At 37.2% G+C, this 16,920-nt stretch carries 15 protein-coding genes; all 15 read right to left on the reverse strand.

The window, feature by feature from the left end; translation table 11 throughout:
* Positions 1-28: 28 nt before the first annotated feature.
* The 15 genes from ATG70_RS13070 to ATG70_RS13140 all read right to left on the reverse strand — a co-directional run bounded on the left by ATG70_RS13070 (position 29) and on the right by ATG70_RS13140 (position 16,885).
* Positions 29-964, reverse strand: coding sequence for an aldo/keto reductase (locus ATG70_RS13070; protein ID WP_098444726.1), 936 nt, complete (start codon positions 962-964; stop codon positions 29-31).
* A gap of 705 nt (positions 965-1,669) precedes the next feature.
* Entirely contained in the window at positions 1,670-3,523 is a 1,854-nt protein-coding gene (locus ATG70_RS13075; protein WP_098444727.1) for a nuclease domain-containing protein, read from the reverse strand.
* On the reverse strand, positions 3,507-5,573 hold the full coding sequence (locus ATG70_RS13080) for an McrB family protein (RefSeq protein WP_142329579.1): 2,067 nt from the start codon (positions 5,571-5,573) through the stop codon (positions 3,507-3,509). Before ATG70_RS13080 ends, ATG70_RS13075 begins: the two co-directional genes overlap by 17 nt.
* The gene (locus ATG70_RS13085; RefSeq protein ID WP_142329580.1) at positions 5,573-6,853 is read right to left on the reverse strand and encodes a hypothetical protein; all 1,281 of its coding nucleotides are present in this window, start codon (positions 6,851-6,853) and stop codon (positions 5,573-5,575) included. The genes ATG70_RS13080 and ATG70_RS13085 overlap by 1 nt, the downstream gene beginning before the upstream one ends.
* 685 nt (positions 6,854-7,538) lie before the next feature.
* On the reverse strand, positions 7,539-9,005 hold the full coding sequence (locus ATG70_RS13090; RefSeq protein WP_098444730.1) for an ImmA/IrrE family metallo-endopeptidase: 1,467 nt from the start codon (positions 9,003-9,005) through the stop codon (positions 7,539-7,541).
* Complete coding sequence (locus tag ATG70_RS13095; protein WP_098444731.1) at positions 8,992-9,273, reverse strand: hypothetical protein; 282 nt, start codon at positions 9,271-9,273, stop codon at positions 8,992-8,994. The genes ATG70_RS13090 and ATG70_RS13095 overlap by 14 nt, the downstream gene beginning before the upstream one ends.
* A gap of 68 nt (positions 9,274-9,341) precedes the next feature.
* The gene (locus ATG70_RS13100; protein WP_098444732.1) at positions 9,342-9,749 is read right to left on the reverse strand and encodes a hypothetical protein; all 408 of its coding nucleotides are present in this window, start codon (positions 9,747-9,749) and stop codon (positions 9,342-9,344) included.
* A 10-nt stretch (positions 9,750-9,759) separates the two neighbouring features.
* Entirely contained in the window at positions 9,760-10,935 is a 1,176-nt protein-coding gene (mobP2, locus tag ATG70_RS13105) for a MobP2 family relaxase (RefSeq protein ID WP_098444733.1), read from the reverse strand.
* Complete coding sequence (locus tag ATG70_RS13110; protein ID WP_098444734.1) at positions 10,932-11,189, reverse strand: hypothetical protein; 258 nt, start codon at positions 11,187-11,189, stop codon at positions 10,932-10,934. The genes mobP2 and ATG70_RS13110 overlap by 4 nt, the downstream gene beginning before the upstream one ends.
* 249 nt (positions 11,190-11,438) lie before the next feature.
* Positions 11,439-12,302 carry a hypothetical protein gene (locus ATG70_RS13115; protein WP_098444735.1) on the reverse strand — a complete coding sequence of 288 codons (864 nt, stop codon included), beginning with the start codon at positions 12,300-12,302 and terminating at the stop codon, positions 11,439-11,441.
* A 14-nt stretch (positions 12,303-12,316) separates the two neighbouring features.
* Positions 12,317-12,877 (reverse strand): hypothetical protein, encoded by a 561-nt coding sequence (locus ATG70_RS13120; protein WP_098444736.1) that lies wholly within the window; start codon positions 12,875-12,877, stop codon positions 12,317-12,319.
* Between the two features lie 14 nt (positions 12,878-12,891).
* The gene (locus tag ATG70_RS13125) at positions 12,892-13,992 is read right to left on the reverse strand and encodes a lysozyme family protein (RefSeq protein WP_098444737.1); all 1,101 of its coding nucleotides are present in this window, start codon (positions 13,990-13,992) and stop codon (positions 12,892-12,894) included.
* Between the two features lie 2 nt (positions 13,993-13,994).
* Positions 13,995-15,917, reverse strand: coding sequence for a VirB4 family type IV secretion system protein (locus tag ATG70_RS13130; RefSeq protein WP_098444738.1), 1,923 nt, complete (start codon positions 15,915-15,917; stop codon positions 13,995-13,997).
* A 17-nt stretch (positions 15,918-15,934) separates the two neighbouring features.
* Complete coding sequence (locus ATG70_RS13135) at positions 15,935-16,573, reverse strand: hypothetical protein (RefSeq protein ID WP_098444739.1); 639 nt, start codon at positions 16,571-16,573, stop codon at positions 15,935-15,937.
* A complete protein-coding gene (locus tag ATG70_RS13140; protein ID WP_242057247.1) occupies positions 16,574-16,885 on the reverse strand; it encodes a DUF5592 family protein in 312 nt (103 codons plus the stop codon).
* Positions 16,886-16,920: the final 35 nt, after the last annotated feature.

Genomic DNA, 16,920 nt, shown 5'->3' on the forward strand with positions numbered 1-16,920 from the left:
ACACAAATGGTTCTTTATATAGTTATATTTACCAGGGTAGCTTCGAATCCTTAATTTCTTCTGCCCAAATATCCTTTAACTCGTTGATTATTTCGATCGATAAGCTACCTTCTGATGCAGCTATATTCTGGTTGAATTGTTGAATATCTTTTGCTCCAGGAATAACGGTAGACACTTCTTGATAAGAAAGAATAAATTGCAGTGCTGCTTGTGCCATTGAAATATCATGTCCCAGAATACGTCGAACTTGTTCGGCTAACCTTCCTCTTCGTTCAATTTCTTCTGCACTCCATCTGCTTCTGATTCCGCTAAATCGACTAGTCCCATCATACTTTCCTGTCAGCCAGCCTGAATCGAGAGGCACCTTCGTAATCACGCCAACCCCTTGCTGTTCAGCTGATTGTATAGCAGCCGCTGGTTCTTGATGAAAGAGATTAAACATAACCTCAATAATCTGACTGTCCGTATTATTTAATAGTTCATCCATCTCTACTCCAGTATCTACCGAAGCTCCATATGCTCTGATCTTCCCTTGCTTCTTTAGTTTTTCCAGTACTTCAAACTGCGGGCTGTTTCCATTAAGAGTTGAGAAAGGCGGGTTATGAAGAAATAGACTATCAAGATAATCTGTATGTAACCTTCGTAAACTATCTTCTACTGAGCTCATCAACTGTTCAGGTTCGAAGTTTTGTTCACCATTCGAATGATGCCCACATTTACTGCTAATGACCACCTGATCTCTTTTTCCTTCAAAAGCTTTTCCAAGCAATTCTTCACTTTTCCCAGCTCCATAGTTAGGAGCAGTATCAAAGAACGTACACCCGGAATCCATCGCGTTCCTCACTAAATGAATAGCTTCATCCTCGGTCATCTTTCCCCAGTCTTTTTCATTACCTAGTTGCCATGCTCCAAATCCAACCTCGGACACTTGTATTCCTGTATTTCCTAAGTTCCGTTGTTTCATGAAATAGTTCCTCCTTCTTCTCATTCATACTTCTGTTGAAGGGTGAATGTTTACTATAGGTTTTAGTAGGTCTAACAAATAGTATATCGTGTGTGAGTGATTTTCCTATAAGATTCTAAGTTACTATTTTAACAATAATTCCCTAAGTTAAGCTAATGAGGACTGTTAATGACCGTATAAGAAAGAGCCTTCCATATGTTCACTTTGAACGATGAAAGGCCTCTATTATAGTGATTTTTCTTACAGAGTTTTATCGATGGAGCATAGCGGGCTCGAACCGCTGACCTCTACACTGCCAGTCACAATTTCTTAATAGTATTGATAATGATAAGGATTGAAGACTCCCGGTATAACTGAATTTTATAAATTAGGTATATGATTAATTATGATTGTAAAAAGTAGTTGTTGACGTATTCGGTCAACAATTCGTCAACAACTTTAATTAATGAATGTTCTGCTATTACCATCTTGCTAAATTGCTAACTATGGGTGAAATGCCGCCCATAGTTTCTTCTAAATAAATAGAATATATGAAACTGCTAAACAATTGGTGAATGAAGCTTTCGAGGGAATCGATTAAAATACCTTAACCTTTGAATGCTAAACACACATGAGTAATAGTATGCTAAAAAGTATGTTATTCAATCATGGCTAGCATCAGCGTGTTATTATATTTTCCAGTCATTATGACTAAGGAAATCTCATTTAAGAAGATAATTGTAGTATATTTCTCAACTCCTCTTCTCCAACTACGTAAGTACCTGTATCATCAAGCAATGGGTGTAATCTTAAATAGATAATGTTTTCATATCTTTTTTGAACATCACGGATTCCTTCACCTGCATATAAACACACCACTCTATCAACACATGGGCGATGTCCAGCCTCAGGGAGAACGCAGAAATAACTATAATAACCTAATAATTGCTCCGTAGTCCGGTTTCTATATTGATGGTTATAAATTGTTTTCAATTGACTAAATTTAGCATCCATCACTACTGAAGTATCAAATAATTGGCCATTATGTGTTTTAGTGAAGAAGTCAATTTTAAGATCAGGTTTTTTCTTAGGATTGGGTGTATAAAAAAGTTCTCCTTTATCAAGAGCTTCTTGTTCTGTATGAGCATGATAATGGTCATACCATATATGAACAACTTTATTTTCACTTTCTAAAACAAATTTAGTTCCTTCTTGGATTTTATCTTCAAAATATAGATTTAAAACATCTTCATCTATACCTTCAATTAGTGAGTAACCGGAATCTCTAAGTATTTTAACTACTTTAAACAAACAAAAGTACTCATAAATTTGCCAAGTTGGTTTTAAAATAGGGGTTAATTGATTATTTTCACCTTTATTTTCACGGATTCTTTTCAATTCTTCAAAAATAGAATCTACACGATAGTATTGATTCTTCTTCAAGAAAGGTTTTCTCATACCTCTTTCAACATTTTCTAAGAAGGTATTTTTCATAAAGTAAATTAACTTACTCTCCATTTTACTTAGAATATCTAACTTTCCTTTCAATATGGAGACTTTGGTTCTTGTATTATTCATATCTTTCTCAATCATTAACATTTGACTTTTGACATTTCTCTTTGTATATTCGCCTGGATCCCTCTTACTCATAAGAAATTCTTTTTCCTGATAAATACGATCATATTCCTCTTTCTGTTTCTTTAGTTTATTACTATAATTATTCAGATCACGCTTAATATAGGAGGCTACATTTAAGATGTCTCTTTTCCATATCAAAAGTATATTTTTTATCCACCGATTTTCCTTAGAATCATAATTTGTCATTTTTTTCTTATTTAGTTGGAAATTATTCTGGTGAATTCCTGCGTTCTTCTCCAAACCCTTATTTGATAGCGACCAACGGATACTTTTCTGATCAATTTTACCCGAACGAACCGAAGGCTTATACACCGATTCCATTCTTTCCTTAGGATTTTTCTCAATCGCTGTCATACAATACATAAACTCCTCATATACCTCAGCGATTTTCCTAGCATAATCGTAATACCAATACTTAGGTAGTACTGTTTCATCATTTTTTGAAAATGTCTTATTACTGTAAACAAAATCATAAATTATATCTTGAACCTGCTCATTCAGATAGTCGTGTATTTCTTTTACTTGTCTCTCGTTCAAATGATGAGGTAGGACATTAATCCCCCCCAGATATCTTTCACCTTTATAATAAACCTCCAGGAAATAGACCCCCATTCTCCATGGGAATTCCTCGTCATTTCCCCCTTGGTAAACCCATTCCTTATCTGTATCCCCTAATTTCAAGGAATGTTTTAATACGACTTGTTCATCCGATTCGTCGTACAAGTTCGTTTGAACACTGCAATACGATTGTGGATCATACATTACTTCTTCTTCAACATAAAACTGAAGACCAATAATGGAGTTCTCTTTTAAAATGGGAAAGTTAGAAACCTCCATATCCTCTTCACTCTTCCACAACTCCTTCACTTCATACTTGCGCTCAAACCGATCCTCGAAATAACAAGAAAACGGCATTTTTTTATCTTTATAACGTGTAACCATTTCTCATCAACTCTTTCGCTTTTTGCTCCAGATAAGCAATAGATTTCTCGCAATTTTGACGCTCTTCACTAGTGAGCACAATACTTATCCTTCCATCTGAGTACCCATTTTCTTCATCATACCGACCTACCAGTTTCTCAATTTGTTCTCTGTGACCTCTAATTTTTGATAAAATACGCTGTTTGATTTGGTAATCAAAAGCTGTGCCTCTAGATAGAAATGGAACACCATTTTCATCATTAGGGATATTCTCTAGATAATGACCGATTTGCTCTGCAATTCTGAAGGATACCCCTGTTTGAGAATCAAAGTTACTCATTTCCTCATGAAGTTTATCTAAGATAGATAATTCTCGTTCCTCCAAGGAGGCTAGTCGTTTCCCAGTATTAACAACCCATCCGTTATAATTGTCAGCAGTAATTTCAGCATCGGGATTTTTTATTTCATTCTTTTCTTGATTTGCATAATCATTAGGATTTTCGATATTTTCGTTTGTTTCGTGTTTATAAGCATCGGCAAATGTCGCCTTTTCCAAAATGATCACATTACTACGATCCAACATACGATTTGAGAAATCTCTTGTGGTTTCATCGAAGTTTGCTGTACCTACAAAAAGTATATTGTTTTTAATTAAAATTCCATCCCTTAGATGTTCTTGAACACACATAGTGCTTTTATTAAATAATCGCAAACGTTTCTGTTCACTCTCAAGTTCCAGTATTGATAAGAAGTCACTGAAATAATGCTCTACCTGTCCTAAGTTCATCTCATCGAACACAACCATATGCATTACTTCTGGCCTTTTACTTGCTTCGTACATAAAGGAAACCAAGCCTACATCGCTTTCAGTGTAAACTCCTGTCTGAGGGTTTAAAAACCCTAACAAATCACTAGGTTCAGTATAAGAAGGTTTTACTGGAACAAACAACAAATTATCTCCTTCTACCATCTTCATTGCTTCTGCATATAACATTGCCAACTGTGTTTTTCCAGTACCACTCATTCCTCCCAGAATAGTAAAGTTCGATGTCTTTAAAGATGTATGGAAGTTATAAAGGTCTTCAAGAGAGTACCTTAATTTTCTCTTACGTGCTAAATAATCCAGTCGAAGAATAAAGTCGCCCTCTGTCACCGTCTCTTTGAATTCTTTTTCATCTAGGTCCTCTGGATTTACATTGCCCCTTTCATTCTGTGCATTCTCTTCCTTCTCCTCTTTACTCGACTCCGCTTTCTTCCTCTCTTCTATTTCTTGAATTGAAATTCCCTCATCGTTAATCAGATCGATCCAACTTAACCTATTATCATTCGAAGTAAAAGCAATTTCTTTATGAACCATTCTCATATTCCGTTCATAATCCTCAGGAATTTCTATTCGCATAACTTGTTCTGGCTTTCTACAAATATACATATTGGAATTGACTGCATATTTTTCTAAAACAGATTCATCCGGGATTTGATAGATATATCCATCACATATGATGAACTCTGGAACTTCCAACGCATGATTATAACAACTAAGCTCTACAGGCTTCTCGTCCAACAACTTTCTTTCAAAACGTGTAGAAGGAACGGAGTTACTTAAAACAGGGACAGGAAGAAAGTCTTGATTCATCTCATCTGCTGATTCCATCTTTTCTACCAATAGGATCTCAAAATTATAGTGGTATCGCTCTTTTTTTATTTCATAATTTAGTACAGGTTTAAATAAAATCAACTTACCTCTAAAGTGTTCTCTTAGAAACTCTACTCGATTTTCTCCATCGAAATATCCAATTCTTTCTAGATATCGCTTATTTTTATTGTCGAAGGAAATGTAAACTTCGTCTTTGTCTTTTCCTAATAATCGTCTTAGCAACTCTGGCTCCCTAGATAAGGCAGTAAGGTAAAATACCACCCTGTCCTCTCCGTCCTTATGATAGGCTACAGCTTTGTCTAGTTCAGCACCGAGTCGAGGTAACGGACCATCGTCAGCAAGCCTTCCTAATATGTAACATTCCTCAATTTTTTGTCTATCCTCTTTACTAATCTCTTGATCTACGAATCCATTCATCAATATACCCGCATCCTTTCTTTATGGAGATTCTCAACAATTTGCTTAATATAATCGCTAATATCATATCCTGATAACTCAAAATAATGAATCTTGTTATTTTCAAAAAATCTCTTCGTCACGATCCATTCAGGTGTAGAAACAAAAGAAGCTCTAGAAATAAGAATTGTTTGATCCTGATAACGTTGTGCATTTTTTTTCTTGCGATGACAATGAAACTCTTGGATCCCTTCTACATAATCTATAATTTCTGTATTATGGAAAATTTCTGTGTCACTTGTTATAATCCTAGCTCGATGCTTTGACAACAAATTTTGAAAATATCTCAAAAAAGGTTCGTTAATCTCTTGTAACTCATATAATCTAGCAGCCCTCGTCACCAGTTTGTCATTGTATTCCTTTAATTCAGAGTATTGTTTTTTTAACCTATTATTATTTTTCTCAATCTCTTCAAACCTTTCTTTTTCTTCCTTTATTTTCTGGAATTCTTTCTCTTTTTTATCAACTTCTTCTTCTAATTCTTTGATAGTTCTAAACGCCACAGCCCTTTCTTTATCATCAAATATGCGTATTACATATTGAAGAAAGTAATTATAGTCAACTTCTAAATATCTATTTTTTTCAATTAAAAAAGCCAATATAGGGATATGTCGTAAATCCTTCGGCGTCAAAGATAACTCGTTCAAGAAACTTTCCTCTCCGCTTATATTTACTCTATGGTAAACTTTTTCGTAAAACTCTTTGCCCGCCTCTTCTTCCACTTGAGAAATATATTCTTTTAAACGATTAAATAAATCATCCTCTGAGAGTAATTCCCACTGTAATGTTTTCAATTTCTCTTCAATGGTTATTTTATTAACTATTCCGTTTAACAAAGGCTTGTTTTCTTCTACATTACTTGCCATGATCTCCTTGTATTCATCATAATCATCTCGGAAATTTGTATAAATCAGAGATAGAATCGCTCCTTGTGAGAATTTTAAATCAGTTTCCAACTTTAAGGCTAGGTCTTCGAGGGATAACTCTTCAACACTAGGATATTCTCTTAAAAATGAAAAGCTTATATATTCATATACTTCAGGAATAGTTGTATATTTCCGCCCTTTGCGTTTCAGTTTCAAACCTTGCTTTAACTCTTTCATTAAAAAAGAACGCAACATTTCAATAGGTACTCGCTCAAAATTCTTATGAAATCCATTCACTTTAATTCTGAAATTCCATACAACTGCTGCTATCTCATTTTTTGAAAGCGTATTCACCAACATCCTTATTTCATCCACTAAACTCACCTCATTCTTATGTGTTCAAGTCCTCTATCGTTTTAGCACCTACCACTGCAAAGTACATCATCCCCTTCAAATTAACTAGTAACTACTAATAAACAATCATGACAATATAATCATTTAATGTCAATTAATTACACAAAAACAGAAAAATATGTACTATTCATTAAATTCTTAATCACATTGTAACATCGCAACTTTAATAAAAAGTAATCCGATATTTTTTTGTTATACACTAACTTTTAAGTAGTATAGAGTTGAATATAACTCCTATAAAAGAAGTATTGATAAGGATTAGATAAAGAAAGTATTAGGTGGAATACTCCGAAACTTTCATTTAATTACACTATGAATTCAGCATATTTTTATGATAGAAATCGCTTCCTGACTCTCCCACCTTAAAACATTAGCCTAGTGTGGTGGAGATACCGACTTAATATTAAATTTAAAAATATCAAATCATTCATTTCATTATGTAATGGATATTGATATGCTCTCTTATGCATTTGCTCTTAAAAATTGGTCTTCTCTTACTAATCTAACATGCACTTGATGGAGCTAATAATTTGAAGATAGTCTAAATTACTAGCAACCTCCGCTTTGCTCTTACATGAGTGGCCATTCTACACTTCCTCTTCTCTAAAATTAGATATAAAAAAAAGACAGGGAGAAAACTCCCTGCCTAGCGTTCAATCTCTACTTTTTCTTTTTGTTTTTCCTTCATCTGAAAATACCCCTTGTTCCCCTTCCCATCCTTCACTTCCGAACTGGTGCTTTCTTTTCCTGTCCCTTCATGGAACTCTCGCTCCAGCTTATTTTCGATTCGAGATAGTCGCTTCTCTCCGCGATCCGTTAAAGGAATCTCTTTTAATTCTTTAAGAGAGTCCTTTTTAAGTTGGTACACCTCTTCTTTACTCTGAGTATCTTGAAAAACACGTATCTTTCTTAAACGTTCTTTCCAGTCATTGTTTTCTTCTTTATCTAATCCTTTTCCCACTATTGGTTCAAAATAGTTCATTACCTCTTTTTTATAAGCATCTTTGAAGTCTTGGTGAGAATAATGCTTTTCAAGTTTTTCCTCCTTATGCCGGCTCACTTGGCTTCGATACATTTTTGAGAGCTTTTCTGAAGTTACTCCCTCTCTTTCCTGTTTATCCTGCATTTCTTGTTTTTCTTCATTAAGACTCATAGTTTTCTCCCCTTCCTTTTCTTGTTCCATAGATTCTTCAATGGTCGCAATAAATTCTTTAGCTGTTATCTGAACTTCTTGTAACAGGCTTTCATAGTCTTTAAATTCATGCCCCTTCGTCCAGTTATGCAGATAATCTAACGAGTAGTCACTGGTATCAATATTGAAATAGGAAGCAACGGTATAAGCTGTCATTTCCGCCTGGAATTCTTTCTCAGGTTTTAAGTATGCGGTGAAATTGTCCTTTGTATGGAGTTTGGCGTGTGTAAGTTCATGGAGTAATGTCTTCGCATCCTGACGTTCTGAATTTCGAGGGTTAAGAGCCACCTCTCCTCTTTCTGTATAACTAACTCCTTTGGCCGCTCCTAACTCTTCATAAGGCTCGACGATTCGAATGTTATTGTTTTCTGCAATCGCCTCCATGCCGTTCCGCAACTGGCTGTAATTTTCAACTTCTCCATCCATCCACTTATTCGGAAAAATATTAGGCAAGTCCTTTTGCGTTGCGCTCGTTTGAGAAATATCAAATATACTTCCTTTAGAAAAAATAAGACGGCCATCTCGTTTATCGAGTTGGCCGTCTTTCACTAGTTGCTTTTCTTGTTTGGTTGCTTTTTTAAGAGGGATCCATTCCCCTTCTTTATTCTGAAATTGCTCTCCTAATCGATTTGGCACAAGTATTTTAATGCTTTTTTCTCCTTTATTCACTGGAAACCCTTTTTCCTTCCAAAAAGCATATGACCCAACAGCTTCAGCTCCTTGGAACTGAGATTCAATGAGTGCTGTATTTTGAGGAGAGTAGCGATAAAACTTTCCCATAAAGTCCAAATATTCTTTTAACTGCTCCGGCGAATGAAAGTGATTTGAAATACGTTCTTCCATTCCAGACGTGAGTTTTTCAATTTCCTCTTTGACTTGTTCAGGTGACTTTTTTTGATAGGATCGTTTACTCCTCGTCATGGTCATCAGCTCCCTCACTGATATTCATGAGCTCTTCCATTTCTTCTTCATCATAGTGTGGGTCAGAATTTAAAACCAACTGCTGCGTTTCTTTATTATAAGGAATGAGTAAGTTCTCATGATGCATTAAATGGTATACGACGTCAGCTATCTCTTCTTTGTTTAACTCAAGCACGTATTCCTGAGATCCTACTTCGATAACGAGTTCATTTCGATCACCAAAACCTTTAAATATACCCATCTCATAGTTTTGATCAAACAACAACATGATTCCAACTCCTCTCAATATTTGAAGGTAATGAAAAATAAAATAAGATAAGTTGATAATTCCTTCTCCTAGTCCCCACTAATTCTTTTTTGACGTTGATGACTAATCCTTTCTTCAACAGCTTCCCTCGCATCCTTCAATGCCTGACTCTCAAAAAGCTGTGTGGTGACACAGCTTTCCAAGTTTTGATCCATCGCAAATCCATTCATCAATTCGAGAAGCACTTGCGTATTTGTGTTGGTGCTATTTGCTGCTAACCGTAACCGTTTCATCTCTTCAGAAAAGACCTCTTGAAAACGACTCGCCATCAATCTCATCACATATTCTAACGAATGGTCCTTCGACTGTTGTGCTTCCCATTCCGCAACCATACGGTCCAAAGCTTCACCGGGATATCGAATATGATGTTGTTCCTGATACTCGTTTATTAAATCAATCGTTTCTTCATGTAATGTAACGTTTTGGCGTTTTCGCATCATTTCCACCCTACCTTTCTCGTTCAATTTCACGTTCCAATTTCTGATGATCCAGCTCGTTGATAAATTGTTCATAGGTCTGATCCATTGAGCGTTGAATTCTTATCAACGATCTCTGTAACTGAAAACCTGGTAACATAGAGCGAATGGAATTATGGTAGGGAGATGTAGAGTGTAATTCATGCTTTGAATTCTGTAGCCGGTCATAACCTTTCATTTCTTGAAGAAAAGCATTTCCCATCCTTTTATAGAGCTCATCAAGCTTGTTCTGTTTATAATGCTGATATCTCTTTTTGTCTTTTTCCCCATCTCCATAAGCACGCTTTAACACCTCAACTTCTTGATCAAGTTTCTGATGCAATTGGTTCATATCTTCTTTATGAAATTTGTTTAAATAACTGGTAGTAAGATCATCTATTTTCCCACGAATCGGATTGAGTTTTTGATAGCCATATTGCCACTGGGTCTTATTATTGGGTAACTGATGATAGACTTCTATGAATAACGGTTTAAATTCACGATTTTGCCATTCCAAGCTGCTCATTTCCTTTTTTGAATGAACCATATGATCTCGAATCAGAAAATTGATTTTATTCCGTTCTTGATCTCGATCGAGCAATCCGTTGACCACTTCACTCTTCATTGCATCTAACGTTTTCGGCTTGCGTTTGCCTCGCTCACGTGTGGGATTTGGTTCTACTGTTGCCACATGGATATGAATGTTATCGGTGTTATAATGGATAGCTGCGGACCAGATTGCGCTTTCCTGTAGTCCTTCTTTTTTCAACATGGTCTGCATCGATCTCCTGGTAACTTCCTTCAGCCGATTCTCATCAAGAGTATGCGATCGGTCATCGTATACGCCTTGTTGTTGAAGCCAATCATTATCAAACGTGATCACGTCCTGCCACATGATGCTATTATTCTCCTGAGCTAGTTTAAATAACGATTTGATTCCACTTTTCCCATCCATTGAAAGATGATTTGTTTGTTGGGTGAATAGGGATGAGGTTTTGGCTGGGTCATCCATATAGTCGTTATATAGATTGAATACGGAATGGTGCACTTCTCCTTTTCCTTTGGCTTCTTCACGATCCACATACTGAATGTAATCTTGGAATCCCTTTTGATTCGCAGTCACAAATTTTGTTTTTAAAACCACACCAGGTGTGACCGTTTCAATCATGGTTTTTCACTAGATTCTTCATAATGTAAAATGTCATACATTTCGCGTATCGCTGTGTAACAATGTGTCATCGTTTGAATGTTTCGATCAACCAATTGGTTTAACCGTTTTTCTCGTTCATTCTCTTCACGAAAGACGGCTAATTGATGTAATTGGGCGTGTAAAAACTCTTGGCGACTCATTCCTTTTTCCTTGGCAAGTTCATCAATTCTTTGAACCGTTCTAGGGTCCATATACCGAATCCGAATTTCCATTGAACACCCTCCAATTGATGTAGTCTGTAAACCAGTTCCTAGATAGAAAAGAGCATAAGGGGTTTTTGTTCCCACTTGGTGTGGGAATCCCGGCAGAGCCGGGCAAAACGTGGGAACAAGAAAACCGCCAGATGTGTCTTCAATGTGTTGCTAAAACAGCACTATACGTTCGCTTTCAAATGAACTGTGTGGCCATAACACAGGCTATGTGTCGCTAATGTGTTCATAAATGAAGCTCCTAACAGGACATTAACCCTCAACCATATCTCGTTTTTCTTTTAACATCGTGAGCTTTTCTCTTATCGTTTGTATGGCTAGTTCACCGTCCGAAGCTTCTCGGTTTAACTGATCTTTTTCATTTTCCAATTGATTGGTTTGCGCATTGATTTGTTCCTTCTCTTCCTCCGTTTCATAGAATTGTTCTGACTCTAATTCAACAACTTTTTGATCAATTTCTTTTAATCGCTCTTCGATCGTTTGAATCAGTTTCTCCTTCTCTTCAATTGTTTTTTTCGCTTGGTTGATCTTTTGTGATAGTGAAGCAACCTCATACTCCTGTTCCGTTTGAATACTCAATTGGGTGTCTACTTTCACTTTGCGTTCGTCTGTATAGATACGAGCTAAATCGTTGCTCTTTTCACCTCCTTTAGGAGGAGATGGTTCTCCTTGTATGAGTGCACCATTGCTGCTATCCCCTTTATTGATATCTAAAGCCATGACTTCAAATGAAGGACTCACCTGCTGGATACTAACGACATATCGATTTCCATCTTGATACTCTACTGAAGTTGGAAGATCTCGATTTGGATATTCTTTTTCCTGTGCTATAAAGCTCAAATTTCCCTCATAAATGGTAGATGATTTCTCAAGGTTCAATGTCACGATCATAAAATTCTTATCCGGATTATAGATCCACTCTTCAACAATCAATTCTCCATATCCACTAATCGTTAACGACTCTTTCAAAGGGGTCTGTTGTACTTTTGCATGATCGTTGTTTCCGAATACAAGCCCTGAAAACAAAAAGAATAGAAGTAACACAACGATCGCACTCAAGGCGATAAGATACTTCGTAGAAGTGTTTTCTGGAATCGAATCTGCTTGCCTTTTCATTCATCTCCACCTCTTTATATTTCAGTAAAATCCGTTACGATCCATAGTTCATTTTGACGTTGGGCATGTATCTCTATAAACACTGGGGAGACTTGTTTTTGTTCATTTTCCAATGAATAAAGAGTGTGTTTCAATCTCACTAACACCGTCGCATGATCATTTGTGAGAGTACTTGCTTCGATAAATACTTGGACATCATTAACACCTGTTCTGGTATCCCCCTTGTAGGTATCTGTTGGGAAGAATATATTCCGCAGTTCATCACTCATAATCTTTTCAGCTTGCTTTTTTCGTTCTGGATACGTCTCTTTGCTGTGAACAAAAGCGACTTTTACAAAGGTCGATATTTGTTTTAACAATGGATTATACTGTGTTTGAACTTCTACTGGTTCTTTTTGTTTAAGAAGCCGTTTTAGCTTGTTATTTTCTTCTGAAATAGTCTTGTTTTCATGTTGTAATTGTTGAATTTCAGCCTGTAAATCTTCATTCGAAGACACCTGAAAGTCATAGATGTTAAACGAGGTGATGACCAATAGAACAACTAGAAACAGCACAAAAATGATTTTTTTATTCATCCTATCAACGTCCTTTACAAGCCAAGATATGGGGCTGGATCGATATCCGAACGGTACTGATTTTTCGTCAATACTTCAAAATGCAAATGGGGAGCAGTTGAGTTTCCAGTGGTCCCGCACTTTCCAACAGCTTCCTTCAGTTGAACGACTTCCCCTTCTGTTACATGCAATGAATAGAGATGAGCATAGTGACTATATAAGCCAGTCTCATGCTTGATAATCACGCTATTCCCGTAGCCTGTATTGCCCTTTCTAACACTGACAACTTGGCCGTTATCAACAGCTCTGATCGGCGTCACGGCGTTCGTACAAGCAAAATCCATTCCACGATGCATGGTCTTTGTTCCATCAAACGGATCAATGCGCATACCATAGTCAGAAGTTTGGATGAATGACCCGGAGATGGGCATCACCCAATCGCCAGTTGGATCAATTTCTCCCTCGACAACGCCACCTTTCAGATAGCTTAAAACGGCCTCCACATACCCAATATCTCCGTAACAAGCACCGGTAGCTGCTGACTCAGGACGAATACAGGAATAGAGCCCGGTGTGTTTCAACTCCTGGTACTTCATTCTAGAAAACTCAATCGCTAATTCCTTGCTATATTCTCCATTGTTATGAGCATTGGCATAATCAATAAATCCGCCACCAAAGTTGTAGGCTTGCAAGGTGAGCTTCACATCTCCTTCAGCTTTTTCTAACATGTTTGAAAAATAGCGAACACCAACATTAATGCTCCGTTCAGGATCCTCAATACTGTTTGGTGGTAAGCCGAGTGACTCGCTCGATTGCATGACATCATCTAATAATCCACCTGATTCTTGCATCGTCTTAGCCATCAAAAGCTCTACATACTCTGAGACACCATATTTAGCTGCATATTCTTCAAACAGTGGTCGATATTGCTCCACGGCTGCTGACACTTGTGCCGTTCCATTTACCACATCGACTGACTGCACTTGGTCGTTGGAATGATTTTTTTGAAACCCAATTAACGTGGTAATCGCTGAAACAAACAGAACCATTTGTAAAAGAAAAAGAGCTATGGCGATTCCTATCAGCCATAGCCATACTTTCCGAGGTACTAGTTGTAATAATAGTGACCAGGGCATGGTTAAGCACCTCCCCCAAACAAAGCTATTTCTTCATCCGATACCTCCACTTTAAAACGAATATTTTCAACCGCCCTGATACTTAGCATTGTCTCACCTGTTTGGAGATACGGAATGTCCTGTAACTCACTCTGACTTAACTGCCCAGTGAAAATCTGCTGCATCATCTCAAGATTATTGCTATCCTGTTGCATAATGATTTTGTATTGCGTTAACTCAAACAACTTCTTAATCTCTTCTACCATGCTCTGATCCGAACCCTCTGGCACAAAGTCTCGGATCGTATGACTTGCGTAGAGTAATCCACCAAAATACTTCCGAGCTTCTCGGCTAAACTTCGAGAGAAAATCAAGCGCACTTTCGCTTTTCTTTTTCGTATTAATGATGTGGTGGGCTTCATCCATCAAAATCAAATAACGTACGGCGTCTTCAAATGCTAGCTCCCCTCGATCATAAGCTTCAAATTGAGGAGCCCCATTTGTTAACATCGAATCCCATAACAAGTTCAGCACATTAAATAACTGAGCTTGAAAGACTTCAGCTCTCATTTGAGACAAGCCACGTAACGTGAATGTGACGACTTGTTGTGAATCGAAGTGTTCCATCGTGGAGACCCCATTGAAGAGATTAGCGTATGTTTCAACGACATTTCGAATGTTCAACTCAATGTTTTCTAGCCGTCTCCTTCGTTCCAAACTGACATTCTCCCTTTGCTTTCCTTCTTTAGTATTTTCATAGAGTTGATCTTCCACAAACGCAAGGAAGTCCGAGAAAATCGGATAGTCCTGAACAGACTGCTTTGTAATGTTTGACTCTTCCTCTTCTTTCCAAAGACCAAGCTTTCCATAAAGTTTTCTTAAGAGATTCTCGTACTCTTTCAATTCACTATCCTTAGCTTCTGGAGCTAAAAACTTATAAAAGGTCGTCAACTTAGACAAGTGCTGCGTAAATGACGTGTATTCGTCCTCAGCTGTCCGATAGACTTGCAATGGATTAATGACTCCATCCGATCCATCTAATGCAATTTGCTTACCTCCCAGTGCCTCCGTTAATTCTGCAAATTCACCCGTAACGTCGAACGTTCGTACTTTGTACCCTTTGATTGCATTGTCTAGCATAATTTTCTTTAGAAAGGTCGATTTCCCAGCACCCATTGCGCCGACCATAACCCCATTGAAACTTTTTCGTTGATGGTCTCTGTGAAACAAGTCAAAAAGGACGTTTCCGCCCGTCATAGTCGTTCCGTAAAACGTGCCATAGGGGTCATTTAAACTAGTGAAATGAAATGGAAACCCTCCTGCTAATCCGATTGTTGGAATCGGTTGGCCTTCACGCTTGTTTAAGTAGTGAGTCTGATCACTGTAATTGGAGAGTAAAGCTTTCCATTCATATTCTTGCTCATTTAAAAAAATGGAACCTCTAAAGTTTGCATCTTGTAAGGTTGATAATACTACTTTCACTTTATCTTCTAATTCTGATTTTGTTGGGGCACTTACATAATGCCTCAGATGGATGCGTTTCACTACTTCCCCTTCCTCTGAGACCTGATTGTATAGCTCCTTTAAGTCGTCATAGTTGTTTTGGGCTTCAATGATTCCGGCGTTATCCCTTTCGTTCATGATTCTGGAACTCTGCTCTGCCATTCCTTTGTTTAAACTATCCCTTATTTTTAATCGATCGTCCGATATAACATCCATCGTCGTGATCACATGTTCCATATTAAAAATCGGTTCTAACCAAAAGTCCGATACCCTTTTTGGAAACGAATAGACATGAACGCACGCTTCATACCCATCTCCTTTTCTTATAAATGACTCCTGAAAGCTCATCCCACCTTGAGGTTGTATACTCGCAAGGAGATAAGGATTGTAACCAATCGACTTCGTTTTATCCTGGTCACTACTCTTGCTCCCTAATTTGATCAATTGTCACTCACCTTCCTTTATAATTTTGAATTCTGATTATAGAGCTTATAAATCAAATCAAGTTTTTTCTCTTCCGTTAATTCAATCAATGGAGCAACGCTTCCTAAGTAACGTCGACAGTTATTCCGATATTCCGATAGTTGCTTAAGGCTAGCCGCGTAGATAAATAAATAAAACTCTCTATTCGTCCGGTGCGTTTCTAAAAATTGAAGTTCCTGACGTTTTTTCAATAAAAACCTTTCATATAAAGGAGCTGAATTCTTCTCGATTTTATGGTCGATTGCACTCAATTGCTTCTGTATATCAACCGGGAAATTCATTGATACGATTTTAATGTCGTATGAATAAGACTGAAAAAATTTAGCCATCATCATGATGTCATATTCCGTCTCATGAGTAGAAGGGGAGTAAATGTCTTTACTTTGGAGCTGCATGATGTCCATAAAGCCCTTATTTTCTTGTAGTGTAAACGCCCCATCTGAAGTCATATCGCAAATTGAAAGGATGTCAGCAACGGAAGCTTTAACCTTTGCACGTTTTGTCTTACGTTTCTTCTTCCGTTTATGTTTTTTCAAATAGGTATTCTCATCAAAAAGGGTTGGTTGCTCTAGCCTGTCTTCACGAAATATTACTGGACGATTTTCTTCTAAAGCCACTTAAGATTCTCCTTTCTCATTTGCCTGAGTATCCATTGAGCAGTAAGTAACCCGGTTCCGAATTACAGCCAAAAACAGGGCTTTACCCATGCGCAACCCTGGGTTAGTTTTAGGTCTTATCAAACAGGACAGTGTCAAAATGATCCAAAAGAACGTGTAGTACCATACCAGGGAAGGATGTACCACATAACGGAAGGTAAAACCGAGTCCTCCAAGAATTAAAACCACCAGTAAGTCCTTAAGGTAAAAAAGACGGTTGAGCTTAAGCTCACTTCCTATTTCTAAAGGGATTTTATATTGCAAAACAATCATTCCTCCATTAGAAAAGCGTGAATAAAGGATAGACT

The sequence above is a fragment of the Bacillus sp. es.036 genome, from assembly GCF_002563635.1.
Lineage (GTDB): Bacteria > Bacillota > Bacilli > Bacillales > Guptibacillaceae > Guptibacillus.

Coding starts and splice junctions, on each gene's coding strand:
- ATG70_RS13070 (WP_098444726.1), bottom strand. CDS start 964: ATGAAACAACGGAACTTAGGAAATACAGGAATACAAGTGTCCGAGGTT.
- ATG70_RS13075 (WP_098444727.1), bottom strand. CDS start 3,523: ATGGTTACACGTTATAAAGATAAAAAAATGCCGTTTTCTTGTTATTTC.
- ATG70_RS13080 (WP_142329579.1), bottom strand. CDS start 5,573: ATGAATGGATTCGTAGATCAAGAGATTAGTAAAGAGGATAGACAAAAA.
- ATG70_RS13090 (WP_098444730.1), bottom strand. CDS start 9,005: ATGACGAGGAGTAAACGATCCTATCAAAAAAAGTCACCTGAACAAGTC.
- ATG70_RS13095 (WP_098444731.1), bottom strand. CDS start 9,273: ATGTTGTTGTTTGATCAAAACTATGAGATGGGTATATTTAAAGGTTTT.
- ATG70_RS13100 (WP_098444732.1), bottom strand. CDS start 9,749: ATGCGAAAACGCCAAAACGTTACATTACATGAAGAAACGATTGATTTA.
- mobP2 (WP_098444733.1), bottom strand. CDS start 10,935: ATGATTGAAACGGTCACACCTGGTGTGGTTTTAAAAACAAAATTTGTG.
- ATG70_RS13110 (WP_098444734.1), bottom strand. CDS start 11,189: ATGGAAATTCGGATTCGGTATATGGACCCTAGAACGGTTCAAAGAATT.
- ATG70_RS13115 (WP_098444735.1), bottom strand. CDS start 12,302: ATGAAAAGGCAAGCAGATTCGATTCCAGAAAACACTTCTACGAAGTAT.
- ATG70_RS13120 (WP_098444736.1), bottom strand. CDS start 12,877: ATGAATAAAAAAATCATTTTTGTGCTGTTTCTAGTTGTTCTATTGGTC.
- ATG70_RS13125 (WP_098444737.1), bottom strand. CDS start 13,992: ATGCCCTGGTCACTATTATTACAACTAGTACCTCGGAAAGTATGGCTA.
- ATG70_RS13140 (WP_242057247.1), bottom strand. CDS start 16,885: ATGATTGTTTTGCAATATAAAATCCCTTTAGAAATAGGAAGTGAGCTT.